Raw genomic sequence first — 23,086 nt, forward strand, 5'->3', positions numbered from 1 at the left:
GGACCCGCGACCGGACTGTGCCTACGGCTTGGGCCCGTGCTTGCCGTGTCCCTTGTCGGCGGGCGGCGGGGCAGGCTTCGGCCCGTGCGGTGCCGCACCCTGGTCCGTGGCCGCCTGTTCCGCAGCGGCCTGTGCCGCGGCCGCCTGTTCCGCAGCGGCCTGGTCTGCGGCCGCCTGCTCGGCAGCGGCCTGTGCCGCGGCCGCCTGCGCGGCCTCGGCCTGCGCCCGGGCCGCCGCCACCGCCCCGGTGACGCGGTCGAGCGCCTCGTCGATCTCGCGGTAGCGCGCGGTCGAGACCTGTCCGTCGTCGACCCCCTCGTCGAGGCGGGCGCGCGTGTCGGCGAGCGCGGCCTCGGCGGCGTCCCACTGGCCCGTGGCAGCCGCGGACGTGACGTCCAGCACCGCGTCCTGCAGCGCGACCGCCCGGTCGGCGTCCAGGTCGGTGCGTGCGCCGCACCCGGCGGTGACGAGCACTGCGGTCAGCACGGCAGCCGTGAGCGTCCGGCGTCCAGTCCGGGCCGGGGTCATGGCTCGACGCTCCGCTGCAGCGAGCTGAGCGCGTCCCCGAGGTCGCCGTCGACCTGGGGATAGCTGGGCGGCTCCCGCTGCTCGTCGACCCCGGCGACGTGGAGGCCGACCACCAGCGCGCCTGCCGCCAGCAGCACGGCACCGCCCGCAGCCACGACCGGGCGCCGCCTCCACGGACCTGTCCACCCACGTGACCACCGACGTGCCGGGGGACGTGCGTCCGCCGGGACGGACCGGACCGGTGTGGTCGACGTGGTCCGGCGAGAGGGCCCGACGTCGATCGGCGTCGCGTAGGGCACCGTCGCCGGGTGGTCGGGCACGTGGCGGTCGAGGGCGTGGTCGGCGGGGGCGTCCTGGGAGCGGCCCGCACGCTGGGCGAGTGCGGACGCGGTCGCGGCAGCCACCTGCGCGGCCGTCGGTCGGTCCCCGGGGTCCGTCGCGGTCATCCGGGTGAGCAGTGCGGCGACGTCGGCGCCGGCCACGTCGGGGACGGCAGGTCCCGTCGTGAGCCGCAGTGCCGCTGACTCCGCGATGGTTCCGCCGAACGCCGGGACGCCCGTCAGGCACTCGATGAGCACGAGCCCCAGCGAGTAGATGTCGGTGGCCGGACCGAGCGGACCGCCCGTGACCTGCTCCGGGCTGAGGTAGCGCATCGTGCCGACCGTGACGCCGGTCTGCGTCAGCCGCGTCGCACCGGCCAGGCGGGCGATGCCGAAGTCCGCGAGCTTGACCACCGGTTCCACCCGGCGGTCGAGGTCCTCCAGGCACGTGGCCGAGGTGAGCAGCACGTTGCCGGGCTTGATGTCCCGGTGCACGACCTGTCCGTCGTGCACGACGGCGAGCGCCTCGGCGAGCTGGTGGCCGACGACGAGCGCCTCGTCGGTGCTGAGCGGACCCCCGACGAGCTGCTCGGCGAGCGTCGGTCCGTCGACCAGCTCCATCACCAGGTACGCCTGGCGGCCACCACCCGTCGCGGGCACAGATCCGGCGTCGAAGAGCGTGACGAGGTTCGCGTGGTTGAGGGCCGCGAGCACACGCGTCTCAGCCGTGTGCCGGGAGAGGTCGTCGTCGTCCTCGACGGGTGGGAACACCTTGACGGCGACGTCGCGCTCGAGCACGAGGTCGTGCGCCCGGAAGACGGTCGACATCCCGCCCCGGCCGACGACGGGCCCGAGGGCGTACCGCTCGTCGAGCACCGACAAGGCGGCGGCGTCGTGCAGTGACGGCGTCTCGTCGAGGCCCGAGCGCTGCTGCTCGTGCACCGCCGTGCCGCCGCTCGTCGCACCCGTCCCGGGCTCGCTGCGTCGCTCCAGCATCCATCGACGGTAGGTGGCCCCGTAGGGGCCCGCACGCCGACCGCGACGACGGCCTCACGCGTCGGTGCGGACGTCACCCGCGAGCGGGGTGGGCCCGCAACAGGGCCGTCAGCCGGGCCCGTCACCGCGTCGCTGCACGTCAGGCGGCCCAGAGCCGTCGAAGGGGAACGCCGGCGCCGACCGCTCGGTCCAGCCCGGCCCGTCCTCCCACGGACCGCCGCCGTGGTAGTGCTGAACCGCGATCGCGGCGAAGATCACCCACGCGACGGAGACGAGGATCGACAGCAGGGCCAGGCCCGCTCCCACGCACACGCTCACGATCGCCCAACGCCGCGCCGAGGCGGCCTCGCGGGCCGCGGACCACGTGTCGCCGGCGCCTGCTGCGCCGGCAGCGCGGTGGGACGCCAGGAGCGCCGGGATCCCCGTGGGCCAGAACAGGATCATGGCGGCGACCACCCACCCCACGGGAGCCGACGGCTCTGCCGGGTACCGGTGCGTCGCGGGGAGCGGCTGCGTGGGGACCCAGCCCGGTGGCGGACCGGCGGGTGGCGTGGTAGTTGGCGGCGGACCGGCGGGTGGCGTGGTGGGGGGCGGCGCACCGGCAGGGTCGACGGCAGGGCCAGGGATGCCCCCGGACGGGTCCTGCGCGGGGTGAGGGTTCGACTCGGACGTCATGGCTCCTCCAGGTGCTCGCGGCTGCCCCCACGCTAGGACGTGTCCCTGGGAAGAACCTTTGGACCGGCGAGGCGATCCTCGCCGCCGTGCGCTGCTCGGCTCGTGGCCCGGCGTCAGTCACCGGTCCGGTCTAGCCTGGCGCTGGCTCACCGGAGGGCCGGGCGGAAGGAGTGTGACGTGGTGCTGATCGGTGCCCATGTGCGGGGGGACGACCCGGTGGCCGGGGCGGCCCAGATCGGCGCCCAGGCGGTCCAGGTGTTCCTCGCCGACCCGCAGGGCTGGAAGAAGCCGGCTCCTCGCGCGGACGCGGCCGCGATCGTCGCCTCCGGTCTCGGCGTCTACGCGCACGCGCCGTACCTGGTGAACGTCGCATCCACGAACAACAGGATCCGTATCCCGAGCCGCACCATGATCGCCCAGCACGCCGCCGCCGCGGCGGGTCTCGGTGCCCGGGGACTCGTGGTGCACGGCGGCCACGTGGGCGACGGCGACGACATCGCGGTCGGCATCGAGAACTGGCGCAAGACGTTCGAGCGGGCGACGTTCCCGGTGCGGGTCCTCGTCGAGAACACAGCGGGCGGCGAGAACGCGTGCGCCCGCACGCTCGACCGGCTCGCGATGCTGTGGGACGCGATCGGCGGGTACGACGTCGGCCTGTGTCTCGACACCTGCCACGCGTGGGCGGCAGGGGAGGACCTCGAGACGATCGTCGACCGGGTCCGTGCGATTACCGGCCGCGTGGATCTCGTGCACGCGAACAGCTCGCGCGACGAGCCCGGTTCCGGCCGCGACCGTCACGCGAGCTTCGCGGCCGGCACGATCCCGCCCGAGCTCCTCGCCCACGTGGTCCGGGAGGCGGCGTGCGACGCCGTGGTGGAGACGCCTGCCGAGGGCCAGGCGGACGACATCGCGTTCCTCCGGGCGGCGCTCGCGGGCTGACCCGTCGATCAGCCACGGCCCGTGGGACCGCGAGGTCCAGGTCAGTGACCTCACCGTTCAGCGACCTGGACCAGCCAGTGACCCCGATCGGCCGCTGACCCCCTCCGGTCAGTGACCCCGACCGGTCAATGGCCCCCGCCAGGCCCGTGATGGCCTTCCGGGCGCACGACCCCCGCGCTGCCGCCGCCGCGACGGACGGGCTCGGCGACGGCTTGCTGCCCGCCGTCGGGGAGCAGCTCGATCGCCGTCGCGGCGCCGAGCTCGGGGGTGTCCACGAACGTGTGCCCGAGCGCGGCGAGCTCCGAGCGGGGGTACGCCGGCTCGGCCTGGACGGACACGCTGTTGCGTTGCGAGGCCCGCGGCGCCGCGATGGCCCCCGGCAGGTCCATGCCGAGGTCCAGGCGGTTCAGGAGCACCTGGAGCACCGTCGTGATGATCGACGCGCCACCCGGCGACCCGAGAGCCAGGAAGGGCCGGCCGCCGTCCAGCACGACCGTCGGTGCCATCGAGCTGCGGGGCCGCTTCCCGGGGGCGGGCAGGTTCGGGTCGTTGCCCCCCTGGGTGTCGGTGAAGTTGAAGTCGGTGAGCTCGTTGTTGAGCAGGAAGCCGCGGTGCGGCACGACGATCCCGTTCCCGCCGATCGACTCGATGGTGAGGGTGTAGGACACCACGTTGCCCCACTGGTCCGCGGTGGTCAGGTGCGTGGTGGACTGCCCGTCCGACCCGTCGGTCGCGACGACGGGCGGGCTCGGGCAGGCGGCGTAGTCACCGTCGGGCGAACCGGGTGCGACCGGCTTGACGGCGGCACGGTCGCCGATGAGGCAGGCGCGCTCGGCCGCGAAACCGTCCGAGAGGAGCTCGGCGAGAGGGACGTCGACGAACGCCGGGTCGCCGACGTACCGGTTGCGGTCCGCGTACGCCAACGCGCTCGCCTCGAGGTACCGGTGCTGCGCCTGCGTCTCACCGAGGGCACCGAGGTCCGTGGGCTCGAGGATGTTGAGGGCCTCGCCGACGGTGGAGCCGCCGGACGAGGGCGGTCCCATCGAGAAAACGTCGAGCCCGCGGTACTGCACGTGCGTGGGGTCCCGGAGCAGGGCCTGGTACGCGGCGAGGTCGCCCAGCTCCAACAGCCCCGGGCGCACCACCAGGGTGCTGCGCCGCGCGACCGGCGGGTCCTGCACGGTGTCCACGACCTCCTGCGCAAGGCGCCCGGCGTACAGCGCCCCGACCCCGCGCCGGGCGAGGAGGTCGTACGTCTGAGCCAGGTCCTGGTTGCGGAAGACCGACCCCACGGGGGGTGGCGCACCGTGCGGCAGGAACAGCTTCGCCGTCGAGGTGAACGCGGCGAACCGGGCCGCGTTCGCGGCCGTCTGGTCAGCGAACGTCTGGTCCACGACGAAGCCACGCCGGGCGACCTCCGTCGCGCCACGCAGCGCACGGGACAGGTCGATCGTGCCCCACTGGTCGAGCGCGGTCGCCCACGTCGCCGGCGTGCCGGGCACGCCGGCGGACAAGCCGGACGTGACGGCGTCGGCGAACGGGATCGGCACACCGTTCTCGACGAACGCGTCGCTCTGCATGGCTTGCGGTGCGGTCTCGCGACCGTCGATCGTGTGGACCTGTCCGGTCGCCGCGTCGTAGTACACGAAGAAGCCGCCGCCGCCGATGCCCGACGAGTACGGCTCGGTGACACCGAGTGTCGCTGCTGCGGCCACAGCGGCGTCGACCGCGTTGCCGCCCGAGCGCAGCACGTCGAGCCCGACGCGGGTGGCGTCCGCGTCCACCGTGGCCACGGCACCGCCGGTGCCGACGGCGACCGGGACCTTGTCCGTGGGCGGGGGGTGGTGCGCGGCCGCCGGCGTGGCTCCGACGGTGAGAGCGAGCACGGCGGCCGCGGCGAGCCCGCCGAGCGTGCCTGGGTTCCGGGACGCGCGCACAGGGACCTCCGGTGTCGAGGCGACGAGAGACTCAAGTCGTACCAGGTTGCCCCCTGCCCGCCACCGCGGGCAGCACGACGCCCCGGCTACTGCGCCTCGGCCACGGCCTCGTCGGCAGCAGCCTGCAGCTCGACGGCCTCCGCCTTGTCGACGGCCTTCTCGACGATGGCCTCCGCCTTGTCCAGCGCGTGGCGCAGCTCGACCACGGCCGGGTCGGACACCAGGACGACGATGCCCGAGTGGCCGGCCGCGACGGCGTCCTTCAGGTCCTCCTCCAGGCCCTTGCGGTGGCGGAGCTCGATCCCCTTGCCCGTCGCGGCGCCGACCGCACCGAGCGCGACGGCGCTGCCGATGATGGACGGCGGGAAGACCAGCCCCAGCGCGACGCCCCCGACGACCCCCCACTTCAGGCCCCGGCGTGTGCTGTGGTCCGTCGCGGTGAGGACCTCGACCTGGCCGCCGGCGTCCCGCTTGACGACGAGGGCTCCCTCGATCTTGACGGTCTTTCCGTCCTCGACCGCCTTGAGCGCCTCGTAGGCCTCCCAGGCGACGTCGGTGTCGGCGAAGTCGGCGATGAGCAGGGTGTACGCGCCGTCACTGATGGCTGCGGCGTCGATGATGACCTCGTCCGACATGGTGCTCCTTCGGTGGGGGTGTGCGTGTCCGTTGCAGTTCGACCGTAGGTGGGGGCCCGCGCGGGGCACCTCACTCGGTACGGGTGAGGTCAGACGTCGGCGACGATGTCGCGCCCGTGGACGGTCAGCGCCCAGATGACGAACACGTCGAGCGCGATGATGACGAGGGCCCAGACCGGGTAGTAGGGCAGCCACATGAAGTTCGCGACGGCGCTCAGCGCGGCGAGCAGCACGCCGATCGTGCGCGCCCACACCGCTCCGCTGAACACGAAGATGCCGGCGAGGACGACCAGGACGCCGAGCAGCAGGTGGATCCAGCCCCACGTCGTGATGTCGAAGGCGAACGTCCACTTCTCCCCGGCCACGAAGAACGTGTCGTTGAACAGGGCCACGAGCCCCTGCATCGCGTGCAGGAACCCGATCATCACCATGAGGGTGGCGGCGAAGACGGTGACCCCCACCGCCACGGAGCTGCGGTTCTCGCTCATGCTCGATTCCTCTCGTCGGCGTCGGCCCCGTACGGACCCGTCCCGATCCTGAGTGCGCGCGCGCCCTGCCGGATCACCCGCCCCGGGTGAGCCCGCACGGACGTGACCAGCACCGCGACGCGGCGGAGCTCCAGGTCCGGTGCAGTGTGGTCGACGACCGTCCCTTGACACCCCCACGCGCCGCTCACGACAATCAGGCGACCGCTCTCTGAGAGCGCTCTCAAGCCTCCAGACGAGCGGGGTCCCCGTCGTTCCCGGCACGCCCCCGCGCCCACCCTCTCTGGGGAGTCCACCATGCGTCAGCCTTCGATGACCGTGCGCCGAGCGGCAGTGGCAGTCGTGGCCCTCGTCGCCGCGCTCGCCCTCGTCGCACCTCCGGCCTCCGCGACGTCGAGCCACTTCATCTGGATCCGCGGGCTCGCCCAGTGCGACCCCGTCGCGGACCAGTGGCTCGTCACGTGGGAGCTGACGAGCTCCGCCGACGTGCCCGGCACCATCGGCAACGTCCGGGCGTACCCGGCGGGCCGTCCGCTCGTGGGCATGCCGAACCGGATCCAGCCGGGCGAGACGATCCGTGGCGAGCAGCGCCTGCTCTCCAGCGAGTACACCGGCGAGATCATCTTCGACGTCAACTGGGACGACGGGCTGGTGACGTACGACCACCACTGGCCGGTCTACATCTTCGTCCGCTGCGGCGCCTGACTGTCGACTCGCGAGAGGGTGAGCCGTCCGCGGGCTCATCCGTCTCGTGATGTGAGAATCGTTGACAGCATGTGGACCGCTGTGGACACTCGTCGTATGCCCGTCGCCAGAACCGAGCCTCAGGTCCCGCGCCACGCGGGCCGCGTCGACGCCATGTCGACGAGCCGGTGTCTGTGTCGAATGTGTCGCTGACGACCTCGTCGCACCGGTCCACCCGGCTCTGAGGAGCCCCCGCAGGCGTTCCGCCTGGTCCGTGGGTGGTGGACCCGTCCCGCCGCATCGCGGCGCAGTCCGACACCGTCCATGCCTCTGGTGCAGCCAGGTGGCGGCGGTGCGGCGTCGACAGACCGGCCGAACGACCCATGGAGCTGACGTGTCCCACCACACCCGCATCGACGTGCTTCCCATCCAGGTCACCGTGGCCACCGCCTCACCGAGCGCCTGGCGCGACGGCCTCGTGGCCGCCCGTGACGGGGACGTGCTGACTGTCGTGCTGCTCGACGGGTCGGTCCGCGCGCTGTCGACGAGCGCCGCGCCCGGTCCCCACGAGCCCGTCGCCGTGCATCCTGTCGCGGAGGTTCTCGCGGTCGGCAGCGCGTGGTACTCCGCCCGCGCGCTGCCGGAGCGCGACGGTGAGGTCGCGCAGCCGGACCACTGACGCGCAGCTTGGTGGGGCTCGGCGACGGCCACGGGCTCGTCGCATGCGAGGGAGCGGCGGTCGGTGCACTGACCGCGGCCCTGCTGCGCAGGCGGCTCGACCGCGCGGTCGCGGCACTCGCGGCCGCGCCGGCCGAGCTCCGCGCCTCGGCGCCGCCGCGGTGAGCCGTTGCGTCGACGGCTCGCCGGGCGGGTGGCTACGCGGTGGGCATCGAGGACATCGCCGACGTGCAGGCCGCGACCATCGCCCGGCACGCGGACGCACAGATGCGGCAGTGCTCGGACATGTCGGCGTGCAGGTCGCACTCGGCAGCACACGCCTCGCCCATGGCCGTGCAGGCCGTCATCATCGAGGTCATGACGCCCATGTCGTAGCCGGCCGGGCGCATCATCATCCGCATCATGGCGGCGGCGACGTCCGCCATGTTCATGCACATCGACGCGCAGCGCGCCATGCTCTCCCCGGCGTCGGCGTCGGCACACATCGTGGCCGCCATCGACGCCGCGGAACACGCCTCCACGCACTGCTGCATCGCCGTCATGTCCATGCCCGTCATGTCCGGCATGGTCATGGACCCCATCATGTCCGCCATCATGCTCATCGCTGTTCCCCGCCTCTCGTCGCCGTGCGTGCTCCGGTGCGACCGACGGTACGCGGGTGGCCCGAGGGTCGCCACGGTCCGACGGCCGCACGACTTCGTAGGCGTCCGGCTCGGGATCCGGTCCGGGCGTGGCGACGGCGGTCAGCCGGTCCGCACAGCACGGGCATGGGCGAGGGACGTCCGCAGCCGTGCGAGCCGGTCGTGCAGCGCGGGCGGCACGCGGTCGCCGAACGTCGAGAAGAACTCCCCGGTGCGGTCGGCCTCGAGGTCCCACGAGTCGACGTCGATCTCGAACAGCCGCGTCAGGGTCCGGTCGTCGAGACCCAGCCCCGTCGTGTCGAACGCCCCCGGTGCAGGCAGCAGCCCCACGGGGCTGGTCCTGGCCCCCACGTCCGTCCGGAGCCGGCGCGCCCGGTCGACCTGCTCGACCATCCAGGCGAGCACGCGCGAGTTCTCGCCGAAGCCCGGCCACAGGAACCGGCCGTCGTCGTCCTTGCGGAACCAGTTCACCTGGAACACCAGCGGCCTGCGGCTCGCGTCGAGGCCCTCCCCGACCCGGAGCCAGTGGGTCCAGTGGTCCGCCATGTCGTACCCGCAGAACGGCAGCATCGCGAACGGGTCGCGGCGGAGCTCGCCGACCAGGCCCTCCGCCGCAGCGGTGCGTTCGGAGGAGATCGTCGCCCCCATGAAGACCCCGTCGGCCCAGCTCTCCGCCTGGGCCACGAGCGGGACGTTCGTGGCGCGGCGACCACCGAACACGATCATGTCGAGTGCGACGCCCTCGGGGTCGTCCCAGCCGTCCGCGATGGTCGGGCACTGGGCCGCGGCGACGGTGAAGCGGGAGTTGGGGTGCGCGGCGGGCCGGCCCGCCGCGCCGTCGGCGGGCGTCCAGTCGCGGCCCGTCCAGTCGATGAGGTGCGGTGGGGCGGTCGGCGTCAGTCCTTCCCACCACACGTCGCCCTCCGGCGTCAGGGCGACGTTGGTGAAGATCGTGTCGTGGCGCAGCGTCTCGACGGCGGCGGGGTTCGTCGTCTCGCCCGTGCCCGGTGCGACGCCGAAGAAGCCCGCCTCGGGGTTGATGGCGCGCAGCGAGCCGTCCGCGGCGGGCCGCAGCCACGCGATGTCGTCGCCGATCGTCCGGACCTGCCAGCCGGGCAGGGTCGGGACGAGCATCGCGAGGTTCGTCTTGCCGCAGGCCGACGGGAAGGCTGCGGCGACGTGGTACGTGCGACCCTGCGGCGAGATGAGGCGGACGAGCAGCATGTGCTCGGCGAGCCAACCCTCGTCGCGGCCCATGACCGAGGCGATGCGCAGGGCGAAGCACTTCTTGCCGAGCAGCGCGTTGCCGCCGTAGCCCGAGCCGTAGGACCAGATCTCCCTGGTCTCCGGGAAGTGCGCGACGTACTTCGTCGGGTTGCACGGCCACGGGACGTCCGGGCGGGGCGTGCGCCCGTCGTCGCGCAACGGCGCGCCCACCGAGTGCACCGCCGGCACGAACGGTGCACCCGACTCGACGAGGTCGAGCACCTCGCGCCCGACCCGGGTCATGACGTGCATGCTCACCACGGCGTAGGGGGAGTCCGTGACCTGGACTCCCACCCGCGACATCGGCCCACCGACCGGTCCCATCGAGAACGGCACCACGTACATCGTCCGTCCGCGCATGCTGCCGGCGAACACCGCGTCGAGCTCGGCGCGCATCGCCGCCGGGGGCCGCCAGTTGTTGGTCGGGCCGGCATCGGCCTCGTTCTGCGGGCACACGAACGTGCGGGACTCGACGCGTGCGACGTCGTCGGGGTCCGAGCGCGCCAGGTAGCTCCGGGGGCGCAGCACGGGGTCGAGGGGGAGGAGCGTCCCGGAGCGCACCAGCTGCGCGAGCAGGGACCGCCGCTCGTGCTCCGAACCGTCGCACCACACGACCGCGTCGGGCTCTGTGAGACCGGCGACCGCCTCCACCCACCGGTGGACGTCCTGCGTGAGGGCCTCCGACGTCACGTCGGCGAGGGTGGTGCGCGCGCCGCCGGACGGTCGGGTGGCGGTCCCACGTGCCGTGAGGGTGGTCATGTCGTGGTCTCCTCCAGCAGGGCCGTGGTCGGCCCGCGCTTTGTTCCTCTCCATCCCACGGCAACAGGGAGGTCCTCGGGGGCTGCCACTCCTGTCAAATTCGGCTGTTCTTGTCGTAACGTCATGTTCGTGGCTACGGAGCAGGAGCGGGACGGCGCCCCGGACGCCCTGACGCTGGGGCGGCGGGTCAGGCATCTGCGCACGGCTCGGGGCCTGACGCTGGAGGCGCTCGGCCGCCGGGTCGGGGTGGGCACCGAGCGTGCTGTCCCTGGTCGAGAACGGTCGCCGCGAACCGCGCCTCGCGCTGCTGCGGAGCATCGCCGAGGTGCTCGAGGTGAGCGTCGCCGACCTCCTGGAGGTGGAGCCTCCGTCCCGGCGCGCCGCCCTGGAGATCGCTCTCGACCGGGCCCAGCGCTCCGCCGGCTTCGAGCGGCTCTCGCTGCCGGCCGTGCGCCCGGGCCGGTCGTTGCCGCTCCCGATCCTCGAGCAGCTCGTCGGCCTGCACGCCGAGCTCGCCCGACGCGACCTCGAGGCGGTCGCGACCCCCGAGGAGGCGCGGCGCGCGAACACGCAGATCCGGCTGGAGCGCCAGCAGCGTGACAACTACCTGCCCGACATCGAGCGGCTCGCCGAGTCGATGGCGCGCAAGGCCGGCTACACCGCCGGGGCCCTCACGCACCGCACGGTGACCCGGATGGCCGAGCAGCTGGGCTTCGCGATCGTCTACGTGGACGACCTGCCGAGCTCGACGCGCACGGTCACCGACCTCGCGCACGGCCGCATCTACCTGCCGCCCGCGTCGACCCCGGGCGGCCACGGACTGCGTTCGCTGGCTCTGCAGGCGATCGCGCACCGCGTGCTCGGGCACGAGCGCCCCACGTCCTACGACGACTTCCTGCGCCAGCGCATGGAGATCACCTACTTCGCGTCCGGCTGCCTCCTGCCCGAGTCCGCCGCCGTCGACCACCTCACCCAGCACAAGCGCGACAAGGATCTCGCGATCGAGGACCTGCGCGACGCGTTCGGCGTGACACACGAGGCCGCCGCGCAGAGGTTCACCAGCCTGGCCACCCACCACCTCGGCATCCCCGTGCACTTCGTGCGGGTCGGCGGGGACGGCGCCATCTACCGCGCGTACGCGAACGACGGGCTGCCCCTGCCGACCGACGTGACCGGGGCGATCGAGGGCCAGCCCGTCTGTCGCAGCTGGGGCGTGCGGCGCGCGCTGACCCGTCGTGACCGCTCGTCCGAGTCGTACCAGTACACCGACACCCCGGCGGGCACGTTCTGGTGCTCGACGCAGACGGGTTCCGGGACCACGGGGGCCATGTCGCTCGCGGTCGGGGTGCCCTTCGCGCACGCCACCTGGTTCCGGGGCCGCGAGACGACCGACCGGCACCAGTCCACGTGCCCGGACGAGGCGTGCTGTCGCCGACCGGGCACCGGCGCCGCCGCTCGGTGGCGGGACGCGTCGTGGCCCAGTGCGCGGATCCACCAGCAGGTGTTCTCCGCGCTCCCGACCGGAGCGTTCCCGGGGGTGGACGCCCGTGAGGTGTACGCGTTCCTCGACCGGCACGCGCCGCCCGCTGCGGGGGCCGACGCGTAGTCCGCCGTCCGCCCGGACGTCGGGTCAGGACTCGCAGCCGACGCCGTCGTGGTCGCGGTCGAGGTGCGGGCCGTAGCCCGGGTCGCCCAGGTGGACCGGCGCCGCACCGGCGGCTCGCGCTGCGGCGCAGCTGCTGTAGTAGACGGTGGCGCGCTCGGCCTCCGGCTCGGCGACCGCCGGCCCGGGGGCCGGCGCGCGTGCCGCGGTGACGGGTGCCGGCTCCGAGGTGGGTACGGGCGGGACGCTCGACCCGTCCGGCAAGGGCTCACCGGGGCAGGTCGAGAGGACGCTCACCATCGCGCCGCGCTCCGCCTCGCTCACCCACAGCCCGTAGCTGACCTTCACGCCGACCTGTCGCGCGACGTACGCGCAGCGGTACGCCTTGTTCGGCGGGAGCCACGTCGCGGTGTCGCCGTCGCCCTTCTGCATGTTGAGCGGGCCGTCGACGGCGAGAAGGTTCATCGGGTCGTTGGCGAACCGGACCCGGGTGGGCTCGTCCCAGGCCTGAGCGCCCTTCTGCCACGCGTCGGACAGGGCGACCACATGGTCGATCTGGACGGCGCCGCTGGTCTCCGCGCCGCGCACGAACGCGATGGTCCTGGCGCTGTACGGGTCGGTGAGGCTCCCCGTCAGCACCACGCAGTCGCCGGTCCCCGCCTTGAACGTCTCGTCGGCGAGGTCACGGGCGAGGATGTCGTTGCGCGTGTCGCAGCCGTTGCGGTCGACGTCGCCCCAGCCGTGGCCGAACAGGTCGCGGTCGTAGCCGGTCCTGGCCGCACGGCCCTTGACCTCGAGCCGCAGGGCCGTCGCCAGCGCGGTCGGGGGGCCGGCCGCGGCACCCTGGGCCTCGACCTCCGGGGTGGGCTCGGGTGCCGGGGTGAGCACCGTGCGGGTCGGCTCGGGCGGGACGGCCGTCGGTGACGGAGCGGCGGTGGAGGGAACCGCGGTCGTCGGAGCCGCCGTCGAGGCCGTCTGCGGTGCCCCGTCGGGGGACGCGGCGGTCGACGAGACACCGAGCCCCGACATGACGAGGCCGCCCACGAGCAACGCGACGGAGACACCGCGAGCGTGCCGGCCGAGCCAGGACGTCCCTCGCACGACCGACCAGAGCCCGGTGCCCGCGAGGTACAGACCGGCCGCCGCACAGGCACCCCCCGGGCCGGCGACGAGACCGAGCACGCTCACCACGGTCAGACCGACGAGGCCGACCTTCGTCCTTGGGGACATGCGTGGCGACGCCGACGGCCCAGGGCGCTGCGGCGGTGAGGTGGTCACCGTGGGTAGGTCGGCCTGCGAGCCCGCCGACATGAGCCGGCCGGCCCGTGACCGCCCTCACGCGGGCCGACGACGGGGACGCACCCGACCTGGCGTGGAGCCGTCGGCGTCCCGTCACCAGGTCGTCCCGTGCTGACGTGCAGCGGCTGCACCATGTCGACCGGGCCTCGTCCTGACGAGCCGGCGGTTTTCGGTCGTCGTCGCCCCCCGGCCGTCAGATCCGGCCCCGCACCGGCGTGCGTTCGGCGGGCTCGTCCTCCTCGGGCATCGCCATCTCGGCGCGCACGCCGAGGAGCCGGACCTCCCGGTCCTCGACCTTCTCGGCGAGCGCCACCACGGCGCTGACGACGGTCGCGGTGTCCCGCGTGGGCGCCGCGAGCTTCCTGCTCACCGTCGTCGTCACGAACGGCGCGTACCGCACCTTCAGGGCGACGCGCACGACCGGACGACCGTCGTGAGCGGCGTCCTCGACCACGGCGCGTGCCAGCTCCTCCACCGCGTCGCGGACCTGCTCGGGCGTCGTGAGGTTCTGCTGGTAGGTCGTCTCGCGGCTGTGCCCGCGGGGCACCCACGGGCTGTCGTCGACCGTCGCGGGCCCGAGGCCCTGGCCCAGGTCGTGGTACCAGACCCCCATCCGCGGCCCGAACTCGGCGACGAGGGCATCGACCGGCGCGGCGGCGAGCTCGTCCACGGTGCCGATGCCCAACGCGGTCAGCCTGCGCGACACCTTGGTGCCCACGCCCCACAGCGCGATCGTGGGGCGCGGACCCATCACGGCCGCCCAGTTCTCCCTCGTGAGCCGGAAGATGCCGGCCGGCTTGCCCAGGTCGGTGGCGATCTTCGCGCGGACCTTGTTGTCACCGATGCCCACGGAGCAGTGCAGCCGGGTCTGCGCGAGCACCGACTCCTGCGCCCGCCGGGCCAGTCCCTCCGGGTCGTCGGTGTCCGAGCCCAGGAAGGCCTCGTCCCACCCGAGCACCTCGACGACGACGCCGAGCGAGCGCAGTGCGGCCATGACCCTGCTCGACACCGCCTCGTACTCCGGGGCGTCCACCGGCAGGAACACCGCGTCCGGCAGCTTGCGCGCGGCCAGCCGGAGCGGCATCCCGGAGTGGACCCCGAACGCGCGGGCCTCGTACGAGGCGGTCGAGACGACGCCTCTCTCGGTCGGGTCACCGCGGCCGCCGACCACGACCGGCCTGCCGGCCAGGTCCGGGCGGCGCAGCACCTCGACCGCCGCCACGAACTGGTCGAGGTCGACGTGCAGCACCCAGGCCGTGCGCGTGCCCATCCCCGGAGTCTGCCGTCCTCGGTGGCGGGGCGACATCGGTGCGTCCCCGTCCGGCGCTGTCGGTACCGTCGAGGCGTGCCGGACCCGACGCCCCCCACGGTCGCGCAGCCTGTCCCCGAGCCGGGTCCCGTGCCGGTCCGGGCGGTCGCTCCGCTCTACCTCGCCGGGTTCACCACCGCGTTCGGGGCGCACGGACTGGCGGCTGCGCTCGGGACCCGCGTGGACGACGTGGGTCTGACGCTGCTGACCTTCGGGGCGGTCCTCGCGCTCTACGACGTGGCCGAGGTCCTCCTCAAGCCCGTGTTCGGTGCGCTGAGCGACCGGGTCGGCACGAAGCCCGTCGTCGTCGGCGGACTGCTCGCCTTCGCCGCGGTGTCGCTGCTCGGTGCCCTGGTGGCCGCACCGGCCGCCCTCGGGCTCGTGAGGCTCGGGCAGGGCGCCGCGGCGTCGGCGTTCTCGCCCGCGTCCTCGTCGACCGTCGCGCGCCTGGCCGGGCCCGGCTCGGCGGGCCGCTCCTTCGGCCGGTACGGCGCGTGGAAGAGCCTCGGCTACGCGATCGGTCCTCTGCTCGGCGCCGGCCTGCTCGTGCTCGGCGGGATGCGGGCGCTCCTCCTGGCCCTCGCCGTCCTCGCGGGGGGCGCCGCGCTCTGGGCCGCGCGGCGCGTGCCGGCGCTCGCCGTGCTCCCGCGCGCCCGCGCCACCGTCGCCGACGTGGTCCGGCAGACGGCCGACCCGGCCTTCCTCGTCCCGACGGCGGTCCTCGCCGCGAGCACCGCCGCGCTCGGTGTCGCCGTGGGCTTCCTCCCGCTCGTCGCGACGAACCTGGGGCTCGGCACCCCCGCGAGCATGGCGGTCGTCACCGTGCTCGCCCTCGCCTCCACGGTCGTGCAACCGGTCGTCGGCCGGCTCCGGGACGCGGGTCGTGTGGACACCCGGCACGGCGCCCCTGCCGGGCTGGCCGTCGTGACGGTCGGGACGGTGCTGGTCGCTGCGGTACCGCACCCGATCACCGTCTACGCCGCCGCGCTGCTCGTCGGGGCCGGCATCGGCATCGCCACGCCGCTGGCCTTCGCCCACCTCGCGGCGACCACACCGCACGGCCGGATGGGCCGCACGATGGGGAGCGCGGAGCTCGGTCGCGAGATCGGTGACGCGGGCGGTCCGCTCCTGGTCGGGGCGGTCGCGGTGGCGGCGAGCCTCCCGGTCGCCCTGGGATCCCTCGCCGCCGTCACGGCAGGCATCGCCGTCCTCAGCGCCCGCGCCCTGCGACCCGGCCGCGGCGACCGCACGCTCTCGTGAAACACGGGCCTGGTACAACAGCGCGCATGACAGCGACACGAGCCGCCCACGTGGTGCGCGCCGAGCGTGCGTGGGTGGACGGCACGTGGCGGGCCGCGGACGTGCTGGTGAGCGCCGGTCGGATCGTCGCGGTGGACGGCCCCGGTGCGGTCCCGGACGGCGCCGAGGTGCACGTGCTGGGACCGGACGAGGTGCTGCTGCCCGGGCTCGTCGACAGTCACGTCCACGTCAACGAGCCGGGTCGTACGGCGTGGGAGGGCTTCGTGAGCGCGACCAGGGCGGCCGCCGCGGGCGGTGTCACGACGCTCGTCGACATGCCGCTGAACAGCATCCCGCCGACGACCACGGTGGCTGCCCTCGACGCCAAGCTGGCCGCGGCCCACGGCAAGCTCAGCGTGGACGTGGCGTTCTGGGGCGGCGCGGTCCCCGAGAACCTCGGCGCCCTCGACGCGCTGCACGCCGCCGGGGTGCGCGGGTTCAAGGCGTTCCTGGCACCCTCCGGCGTCGAGGAGTTCGGCCACCTCGACGCCGCCCAGCTTGACCGGGCGCTCGCTGAGGTCGCCGCTCTCGGCACCGTGCTGGTGGTGCACGCCGAGGACCCGGCGTCGCTCCTCGCGACCCCGGGACCCGGCGCGCTCGGCCCGCGCTACGCAGACTTCCTCGCGTCCCGGCCGCCCGTGAGCGAACACCGCGCGATCGCCCGCGTCCTCGAGGGGATGCGCCGCACCGGCGCCCGCGCGCACGTCCTGCACCTGTCCGACGCCGGCACGCTGCCCATGCTGCGGGCCGCGAAGGCCGAAGGGCTCCCGGTGACCGTCGAGACATGTCCGCACTACCTGACGCTGCGCGCCGAGGAGGTGCCGGACGCCGCCACACAGTTCAAGTGCTGTCCACCGATCCGGGACGCCCGCAACCAGGACCTGCTCTGGGAGGGCGTGCTCGACGGCACGATCGACGCGATCGTGTCCGACCACTCGCCGAGCACGGCGGACCTCAAGCACGTGCACGACGGTGACTTCGGGCTGTCGTGGGGCGGCATCGCCGGGCTCCAGCTGGGGCTGCCGGTCGTCTGGACGGCCGCCCGCGCCCGCGGCGTCCCGCTCGCCGCGCTGCTGCCGGCGTTCACCACCGGACCGGCGCGGGTGGCGGGGCTCGACGGACCCGGCGTGCTCGCCCCGGGCGCGCCCGCGCACCTCGTGGCGTTCGCACCCGAGCAGCCCTTCGTCGTGGACGCCGCAGCGCTGGAGCACCGCAACCCCGACTCGCCCTACGACGGGGCGCACCTCGTCGGCGTGCCACGGACCGTCTGGCTGCACGGTGAGGTCGTGGTCGAGGGCGGGCACGTGGTGCAACCCTGCACGGGTCGGACGCTCCTGCCGGCGCGGTCGGGTGGTTGAGGTGCCCCGGTCAGCCGGGCGGCCCGGCGTCCCGGTGCACGTGGCCCACCGACGCGACCGCCACGGCGAGCACGCCCGCGACGACGAGGCCCAGCCCGACACCGCGCTCGCCCGTCCGCAGCAGGAGGCCGCCGACGCACGCGCCGACCAGGATCAGCGCGACCGCGAGGACCCGGCGGGCCCACCCGCCGCCGTCCCCGCCGGCGAGCCGCGAGTCCGCCGCGAGGCCGGTCAGGGTCGACGTCACGACGACCGTCGTGACGTCCTTGACGGCCAGCCGTCGCGCGGTGGCCGCCTGGAGACCCATCGCCAGGGCCAGCAGCGTGGTCAGGACGGACGCCCACAGCTCGCCCTCGTCGGGCGGGGCCAGCAGTGCACCGACTCCGAGGCCGGCCGACACGAGGCCCGTCGCACCGAACGTCATCGTCGACCGGTGCGCCCAGCCCGGCGGGGCGCTGCGGAGCACCCGCCCGCCGAGCGCGGCACCCGAGAGGAAGCCGCCGAGCGCGAGCGCCGGGCCGAGCACCGGCAGGTCGTCCGCACCGGCGAGCGCCATGCCGAGGATCACGACGTTCCCGGTCATGTTGGCCGTGAACACCCGGTCCAGCCCCAGATAGCCGACGGCGTCGACGATCCCGGTGGTGAACGTCAGCGCGAGCATGAGCACGAGGTGGGTGCCGGCGGCGTGCGGGGGGCGGGGCGTCACGGCGTCATGCTAGGGCTCGGGCCCACGGTGTCGACGGAGACCCGGTCCGGGCGGAGGACGAGCACGACCCGACGACGAGGAGACGCATGATCGTCCTGCATCCGGGCACCGGGGCCGTCCGAGGATCCGTCCACCTGGCGTCGACCCCGGCCACGGTGCTCTGGGGGCGCCTGCCCTGCGGTGACGACGAGCCTGTGCTGCGGGTGGATCCGGGCACCGAGGTCACGATCGACACCGTGAGCCACGAAGGGCTGCTCGACGACCAGGGGGGCGACCCGGTCGCCTGGTTCGGTCGGCACGGCGTCGCGGCCGCCGACGTGCTGGCCGACGCCGTGCAGATCGCGGCGCTCGTCCCGCGCGGCGCCGACGACGGACCCCACGTCGTCACCGGCCCCGTCCACGTCGCGGGGTGCGAGCCCGGCGACCTGCTCGCCGTCACCATCCTCGAGACGACCCCTCGCGTCCCGTACGGCGTGATCTCCCACCGGCACGGGCGCGGCGCGCTGGCCGGTGAGCTGCCACGCGGCGAGGAGAGCGTCAGCGTCTTCGCGTCCGTCCGTCCCGGGCCCGGAGGGCTGGTCGGCTGCCTGCCCGTGCGCGACGGGGGAGCGCCGCTCGTCGAGTTCCCGCTGCGGCCGTTCCTGGGTCTGGTGGGCGTCGCCGTCCCGGGCTCCCGGCGACCGCACTCCGTGCCGCCCGGCCCGCACGGCGGCAACATCGACCTCAACCTGCTGCAGGTCGGGGCCACCCTGTACCTGCCGGTCCAGGTGCCGGGCGCGCTGCTGTACGTGGGGGACCCGCACTTCGCCCAGGGGGACGGGGAGGTGGCGCTCACCGCCATGGAGGCGTCGTTACGGGTGACCCTCCGGCTGGACCGGGTGCCACAGGCGGAGGCGGTCAGGCGCTTCGGCGAGGTCGACGGACCGCTGGTGGAGACGGCGGAGCTCCTCGTGCCGACCGGGCTGCACGAGGACCTTGACGAGGCCGTCCGCCGGTGCGTCCGCGCGGCGATCCGGCTGCTGCGCGCCCGTTGGGGTCTCGACGAGCACCTCGCCTATGCGTACCTGTCCGCCGCCACCGACGTGAACATCACGCAGGTCGTGGACCGGGTCTGTGGCGCGCACGCCCGGATCCGCACCGCCGACTTCGCCCGGGTGCCGCGATGACGCCCGGCAGGCTCCGCGATCCTGGGCACCGTGCGGGCGCCCCGCGGGGCGGGGACGTCGACCCGGCGGTGTGGCGGACCGTGGGCGACCCGCTGTGCGAGGCCACGCACGACGGGCCGCTGCGTGGCCTGCGCGTCGCGGTGAAGGACCTGTTCGCGGTCGAGGGCCACCCGGTCGGCGCCGGCAACCCGACCTGGCTCCGGGAGGCCCCGACCGAGCGGCACCACGCCGCCGCCGTGCTCGACCTCCTGCGCGGCGGCGCCTCGATCCGTGGCATCGCGCGCACGGACGAGCTCGCCTACTCGATCGTCGGCGCCAACGAGCACTACGGGACGCCCCCCAACGGCGCGCTCCCCGGTGCGCTGCCCGGCGGCTCGTCGTCGGGGTCGGCGAGCGCCGTCTCCGCCGGCCAGGCCGACGTGGGGCTCGGCAGCGACACGGCGGGGTCCGTCCGGGTCCCCGCGTCGTGGCAGGGGCTGTGGGGCCTGCGCACCACGCACGGCCTCGTGCCGCGCGACGGGATGCTGCCGCTCGCGCAGACGTTCGACACGGTCGGGTGGCTGGCCCGCGACGGCGCGACGCTCGGCGCGGTCGCGACGTGGTGCCTGGCACCGCTCGTCGAGGGCCCGCCGGCCTCCGCTCCTCCGGGTGCCTGCCTGTTCCTGCTGCCCGCCGAGGTGCTCGACGCCGTGGAGCCCGCCGTGGCCACCGCGTTCGCGGCCCTGTGCGAGATGTGGCAGCGCGACGGCATCGGCACGTTCGAGACCGTCCACGTCGGACCGCTCGACACCTGGTCCGACGTGTCGCGGACCGTGCAGGGCGCCGAGGCGTGGCGCAACGACGGCTCGTGGGTCACGGCCCACCCGGGAGCGCTCGGGGACGCCGTCGGCCGCCGGTTCGCGACGGCCGCCGCGATCACGCAGGGGTCCGAGGCCGAGGCTCGCACCGCCGTCACGGACCTGCGTTCCCGGCTGCGTGGCATCGTCGAGGGCGGGCTCCTCCTGCTCCCGACGACGCCTGGTCCGGCCCCTGCGCGCACGGCCGGCCCGGCCGAGCTCGACACGGTCCGCGCCACCACGCTGCGCATGACGGCTCTCGCCGGGGTCGGCGGCCTTCCGGCCCTGTCGGTGCCCCTCCTGACCGTGCCCACACCGCTCGGGCCCGCTCCGGTCGGGGTCTGCCTCGTCGGGCCCCCCGGGTCCGACCTCGCACTCGTGGCAGCGGCGCAGCACCTGACGGGTCTCCCGTGACGCCCGCGCCCCGAACCGATCCGTCATCCCGCAGCGAAGGAGACGCCGTGCCTGTGGACGCCCTGAACCCGCCGCCCCGGCTGCTGATGGGCCCCGGCCCGGTGAACGCCGACCCGCGCGTGCTGAGGGCCATGTCCGCGCCCCTCGTCGGACAGTTCGACCCCGCCATGACGGGGTACATGAACGAGACGATGGAGCTCTACCGGCGCGTCTTCGCGACGCGCAACGATGCCACCTTCCTGGTCGACGGGACGTCCCGGGCCGGCATCGAGGCTGCCGTCGTGTCGCTCGTCCGCCCCGGGCAACGCGTACTCGTCCCGGTGTTCGGCCGGTTCGGGCACCTGCTCGCCGAGATCGCCCTGCGCGCGCAGGCCGAGGTGCACACGGTCGAGGCGCCGTGGGGACAGGTGTTCACCCCGTCCGCGATCGAGCAGGCGGTGGCCCGCGTGCGTCCGCACCTCGTCGCCGTCGTCCAGGGCGACACCTCGACGACCATGAACCAGCCGCTCGACGAGCTCGGCGCGATCTGTGCACGACACGGCGCCCTCCTGTACACCGACGCGACCGCGTCCCTCGGGGGCAACGCGTTCGAGATGGCCGCGTGGGGGATCGACGCCGCCACCGCCGGGCTGCAGAAGTGCCTCTCCGGCCCGTCGGGCAGCGCGCCCGTCAGCCTGTCGGAGGCCGCCGTCGCGGTCGTGCGCTCACGGCACCGCATCGAGGCGGGGCTGCGCGAGGAGGGCGACGACGACGCGCCGGACCACGTGCTGTCCAACTACTTCGACCTCGGACAGGTCCTCGACTACTGGGGCCCCCGGCGCCTCAACCACCACACCGAGGCGACGAGCATGCTGTACGCCGCCCGCGAGTGCGCACGGGTGCTGCTCGACGAGGGGCGCGACGCCGTGATCGAGCGGCACGCGACGGCGGGTGCGGCGATGCTCGCGGGGGTGCGCGGGCTCGGCCTCGGCGTCTTCGGTGACGTCGCCCACAAGATGCACAACGTCGTCGCGGTCGAGATCCCGGCGGGTGTCGACGGCGACGCGGTCCGGGCCGCGCTGCTGCGTGACTACGCGATCGAGATCGGCACCTCGTTCGGCCCGCTGCACGGCCGGGTGTGGCGGATCGGCACCATGGGGGTCAACGCCCGCCGCGACGCCGTCCTGACCACGCTCGCTGCCCTCGAGCAGGTGCTGCGTCGTGCCGGGGCGCGGGTGCCGGCCGGTGGCGGGGTCGACGCCGCCTGCGAGGTCTACGGGGACGAGCCGTGACCGACCCGGTCCTGCCCGACCTTCCCGTCGGTGCGTGGCGGCAGGCCGCGGCGCGGGTGATGGCGCGGTGCGACCAGCTGGCGCGCGTCTCGTCCGCCACCGACCGCATCGAACGCGTCTACCTGTCGGCGGAGCACGCCCGGGTGAACCAGCTGGTCTCCGGATGGATGCGCGAGGCGGGCCTGATCACCCGGCAGGACACCGCCGGCAACCAGTGGGGGCACCGAGACGGTCGCGACCCGGACGCGCCGTCGCTCGTCCTGGGCTCGCACCTCGACACCGTGCCGGACGCCGGCCGGTACGACGGCATCGTCGGGGTGCTCGTCGCGATCGAGGTCGTCCGGCTCCTCGGCGACCGGTCGGCGGTGCTCCCGTTCGGTGTCGACGTCGTCGCCTTCTGGGACGAGGAGGGTGCCCGGTTCGGCAGGGCGCTGCTCGGCAGCTCCGCCGTCGCGGGCACGTGGGACCCCGCATGGTGGGACCTGCGCGACGAGCAGGGCACCACCCTGCGGGACGCGTTCGGCCAGTTCGGCCTCGATCCCGGGCGCATCGGCGAGGCCGCCCGCACGCCGGCGTCGCTCGCCGGGTACCTCGAGGCGCACATCGAGCAGGGCCCTCAGCTCGACCGCGCAGGCGCGCCGCTCGGCGTGGTCACGTCGATCGCGTCGGCGCGGCGATTCCAGCTGACGGTCGTCGGCGAGGCGCGGCACGCGGGCGGGACCCCGTACGACGCACGTCACGACGCGCTGCTCGGCGCCAGCGAGGCGGTCCTGGCCGTGGAGCGCCTGTGCATGGCGCAGCACCACGTCGTCGGCACCGTCGGCCGGCTCGAGACGTTCCCGGGGGCGGTGAACGTGGTGCCCGGGGAGGCCCGGTTCACCCTCGACCTGCGCGGCGAGCTCGAGCCCTCGCGGGACCTTGTCTGGGCGCAGCTCGGCGCCACGCTCGACGAGATCAGCGGCCGCCGTGGCCTGACGTGGGACGCCCGTCAGGTGCACGAGGCCCCGGCCGTCGCGTGCGGCCCGCTGCTGCGCGACGTCCTGCGAGCCGGCATCGAGGACACCGGCCGGCCCGACCCCCTCGACCTGTTCAGCCCGGCCGGCCACGACGGCATGGCGCTGGGCGCCGTCACGGAGATCGGCATGCTGTTCCTGCGCAACCCCGACGGGATCAGCCACCATCCCGACGAGTCGGTGAGCACCGCCGACGTGGAGGCGGGCCTGCGAGCTCTCGCGTCGGCGGTCCTGCATCTCGCGCACGAACGGTCGCGCTGACCCGAGCG

At 74.4% G+C, this 23,086-nt stretch carries 20 protein-coding genes and 1 pseudogene; 10 read left to right on the forward strand and 11 right to left on the reverse strand.

Annotated features, from left to right (window positions below; translation table 11 throughout):
- Positions 1 to 21: 21 nt before the first annotated feature.
- The 3 genes from ACVW07_RS00950 to ACVW07_RS00960 form a co-directional block, all read right to left on the reverse strand.
- Positions 22 to 528 (reverse strand): hypothetical protein, encoded by a 507-nt coding sequence (locus ACVW07_RS00950; RefSeq protein ID WP_456817425.1) that lies wholly within the window; start codon positions 526 to 528, stop codon positions 22 to 24.
- Positions 525 to 1,844 (reverse strand): serine/threonine-protein kinase, encoded by a 1,320-nt coding sequence (locus tag ACVW07_RS00955; protein ID WP_456817426.1) that lies wholly within the window; start codon positions 1,842 to 1,844, stop codon positions 525 to 527. Before ACVW07_RS00955 ends, ACVW07_RS00950 begins: the two co-directional genes overlap by 4 nt.
- Positions 1,845 to 1,952: 108 nt before the next feature.
- The gene (locus ACVW07_RS00960; RefSeq protein ID WP_456817427.1) at positions 1,953 to 2,519 is read right to left on the reverse strand and encodes a CD225/dispanin family protein; all 567 of its coding nucleotides are present in this window, start codon (positions 2,517 to 2,519) and stop codon (positions 1,953 to 1,955) included.
- A gap of 177 nt (positions 2,520 to 2,696) precedes the next feature.
- Between ACVW07_RS00960 and ACVW07_RS00965 the strand changes: the two genes are divergently transcribed.
- A complete protein-coding gene (locus tag ACVW07_RS00965) occupies positions 2,697 to 3,458 on the forward strand; it encodes a deoxyribonuclease IV (RefSeq protein ID WP_456817428.1) in 762 nt (253 codons plus the stop codon).
- A 125-nt stretch (positions 3,459 to 3,583) separates the two neighbouring features.
- Here the strand turns inward: ACVW07_RS00965 and ggt are convergent, their stop codons facing one another.
- From ggt to ACVW07_RS00980, 3 genes are all read right to left on the reverse strand, one after another.
- Positions 3,584 to 5,395 (reverse strand): gamma-glutamyltransferase, encoded by a 1,812-nt coding sequence (ggt, locus tag ACVW07_RS00970; RefSeq protein ID WP_456817429.1) that lies wholly within the window; start codon positions 5,393 to 5,395, stop codon positions 3,584 to 3,586.
- 86 nt (positions 5,396 to 5,481) lie between these two features.
- The gene (locus tag ACVW07_RS00975; protein WP_456817430.1) at positions 5,482 to 6,030 is read right to left on the reverse strand and encodes a DUF1269 domain-containing protein; all 549 of its coding nucleotides are present in this window, start codon (positions 6,028 to 6,030) and stop codon (positions 5,482 to 5,484) included.
- An 89-nt stretch (positions 6,031 to 6,119) separates the two neighbouring features.
- Entirely contained in the window at positions 6,120 to 6,518 is a 399-nt protein-coding gene (locus ACVW07_RS00980) for a DUF7144 family membrane protein (protein WP_456817431.1), read from the reverse strand.
- 294 nt (positions 6,519 to 6,812) lie between these two features.
- On the opposite strand from ACVW07_RS00980, the gene ACVW07_RS00985 reads away from it, so the two are divergent.
- Positions 6,813 to 7,220, forward strand: a complete 408-nt coding sequence (locus ACVW07_RS00985; RefSeq protein WP_456817432.1) for a hypothetical protein — start codon at positions 6,813 to 6,815, stop codon at positions 7,218 to 7,220.
- Between the two features lie 373 nt (positions 7,221 to 7,593).
- The gene (locus ACVW07_RS00990; protein ID WP_456817433.1) at positions 7,594 to 7,878 is read left to right on the forward strand and encodes a nuclease; all 285 of its coding nucleotides are present in this window, start codon (positions 7,594 to 7,596) and stop codon (positions 7,876 to 7,878) included.
- Positions 7,879 to 8,074: 196 nt separating this feature from the next.
- On the opposite strand, the gene ACVW07_RS00995 is transcribed toward ACVW07_RS00990, so the two are convergent.
- The gene (locus tag ACVW07_RS00995; RefSeq protein WP_456817434.1) at positions 8,075 to 8,449 is read right to left on the reverse strand and encodes an aldehyde dehydrogenase; all 375 of its coding nucleotides are present in this window, start codon (positions 8,447 to 8,449) and stop codon (positions 8,075 to 8,077) included.
- Positions 8,450 to 8,620: 171 nt separating this feature from the next.
- Positions 8,621 to 10,543 carry a phosphoenolpyruvate carboxykinase (GTP) gene (locus ACVW07_RS01000; RefSeq protein ID WP_456817435.1) on the reverse strand — a complete coding sequence of 641 codons (1,923 nt, stop codon included), beginning with the start codon at positions 10,541 to 10,543 and terminating at the stop codon, positions 8,621 to 8,623.
- A gap of 123 nt (positions 10,544 to 10,666) precedes the next feature.
- On the opposite strand from ACVW07_RS01000, the pseudogene ACVW07_RS01005 reads away from it, so the two are divergent.
- Positions 10,667 to 12,149, forward strand: a pseudogene (locus ACVW07_RS01005) (helix-turn-helix domain-containing protein).
- Positions 12,150 to 12,173: 24 nt separating this feature from the next.
- On the opposite strand, the gene ACVW07_RS01010 reads toward ACVW07_RS01005, so the two are convergent.
- A complete protein-coding gene (locus ACVW07_RS01010; protein WP_456817436.1) occupies positions 12,174 to 13,376 on the reverse strand; it encodes a GmrSD restriction endonuclease domain-containing protein in 1,203 nt (400 codons plus the stop codon).
- 262 nt (positions 13,377 to 13,638) lie between these two features.
- Positions 13,639 to 14,715, reverse strand: a complete 1,077-nt coding sequence (locus ACVW07_RS01015; RefSeq protein WP_456817437.1) for a DNA polymerase IV — start codon at positions 14,713 to 14,715, stop codon at positions 13,639 to 13,641.
- 75 nt (positions 14,716 to 14,790) lie between these two features.
- Here ACVW07_RS01015 and ACVW07_RS01020 point away from each other — a divergent pair, with 75 nt between their 5' ends.
- Together ACVW07_RS01020 and allB are read left to right on the forward strand one after the other, a co-directional pair.
- On the forward strand, positions 14,791 to 16,014 hold the full coding sequence (locus tag ACVW07_RS01020; protein WP_456817438.1) for an MFS transporter: 1,224 nt from the start codon (positions 14,791 to 14,793) through the stop codon (positions 16,012 to 16,014).
- Positions 16,015 to 16,040: 26 nt separating this feature from the next.
- Positions 16,041 to 17,411, forward strand: coding sequence for an allantoinase AllB (allB, locus tag ACVW07_RS01025; protein ID WP_456817439.1), 1,371 nt, complete (start codon positions 16,041 to 16,043; stop codon positions 17,409 to 17,411).
- 10 nt (positions 17,412 to 17,421) lie between these two features.
- On the opposite strand, the gene ACVW07_RS01030 is transcribed toward allB, so the two are convergent.
- Entirely contained in the window at positions 17,422 to 18,117 is a 696-nt protein-coding gene (locus ACVW07_RS01030; RefSeq protein ID WP_456817440.1) for a YoaK family protein, read from the reverse strand.
- An 86-nt stretch (positions 18,118 to 18,203) separates the two neighbouring features.
- Here ACVW07_RS01030 and ACVW07_RS01035 point away from each other — a divergent pair, with 86 nt between their 5' ends.
- The 4 genes from ACVW07_RS01035 to ACVW07_RS01050 all read left to right on the forward strand — a co-directional run bounded on the left by ACVW07_RS01035 (position 18,204) and on the right by ACVW07_RS01050 (position 23,078).
- Complete coding sequence (locus ACVW07_RS01035; protein ID WP_456817441.1) at positions 18,204 to 19,283, forward strand: acetamidase/formamidase family protein; 1,080 nt, start codon at positions 18,204 to 18,206, stop codon at positions 19,281 to 19,283.
- Positions 19,280 to 20,533: an amidase family protein gene (locus tag ACVW07_RS01040; RefSeq protein WP_456817442.1), complete on the forward strand. Its 1,254-nt coding sequence runs from the start codon at positions 19,280 to 19,282 to the stop codon at positions 20,531 to 20,533. Before ACVW07_RS01035 ends, ACVW07_RS01040 begins: the two co-directional genes overlap by 4 nt.
- A gap of 86 nt (positions 20,534 to 20,619) precedes the next feature.
- Positions 20,620 to 21,804 (forward strand): pyridoxal-phosphate-dependent aminotransferase family protein, encoded by a 1,185-nt coding sequence (locus tag ACVW07_RS01045; RefSeq protein WP_456821003.1) that lies wholly within the window; start codon positions 20,620 to 20,622, stop codon positions 21,802 to 21,804.
- Positions 21,801 to 23,078 carry an allantoate amidohydrolase gene (locus ACVW07_RS01050; protein ID WP_456817443.1) on the forward strand — a complete coding sequence of 426 codons (1,278 nt, stop codon included), beginning with the start codon at positions 21,801 to 21,803 and terminating at the stop codon, positions 23,076 to 23,078. Before ACVW07_RS01045 ends, ACVW07_RS01050 begins: the two co-directional genes overlap by 4 nt.
- Positions 23,079 to 23,086: the final 8 nt, after the last annotated feature.

It is taken from the genome of Cellulomonas sp. URHB0016, from assembly GCF_054057935.1.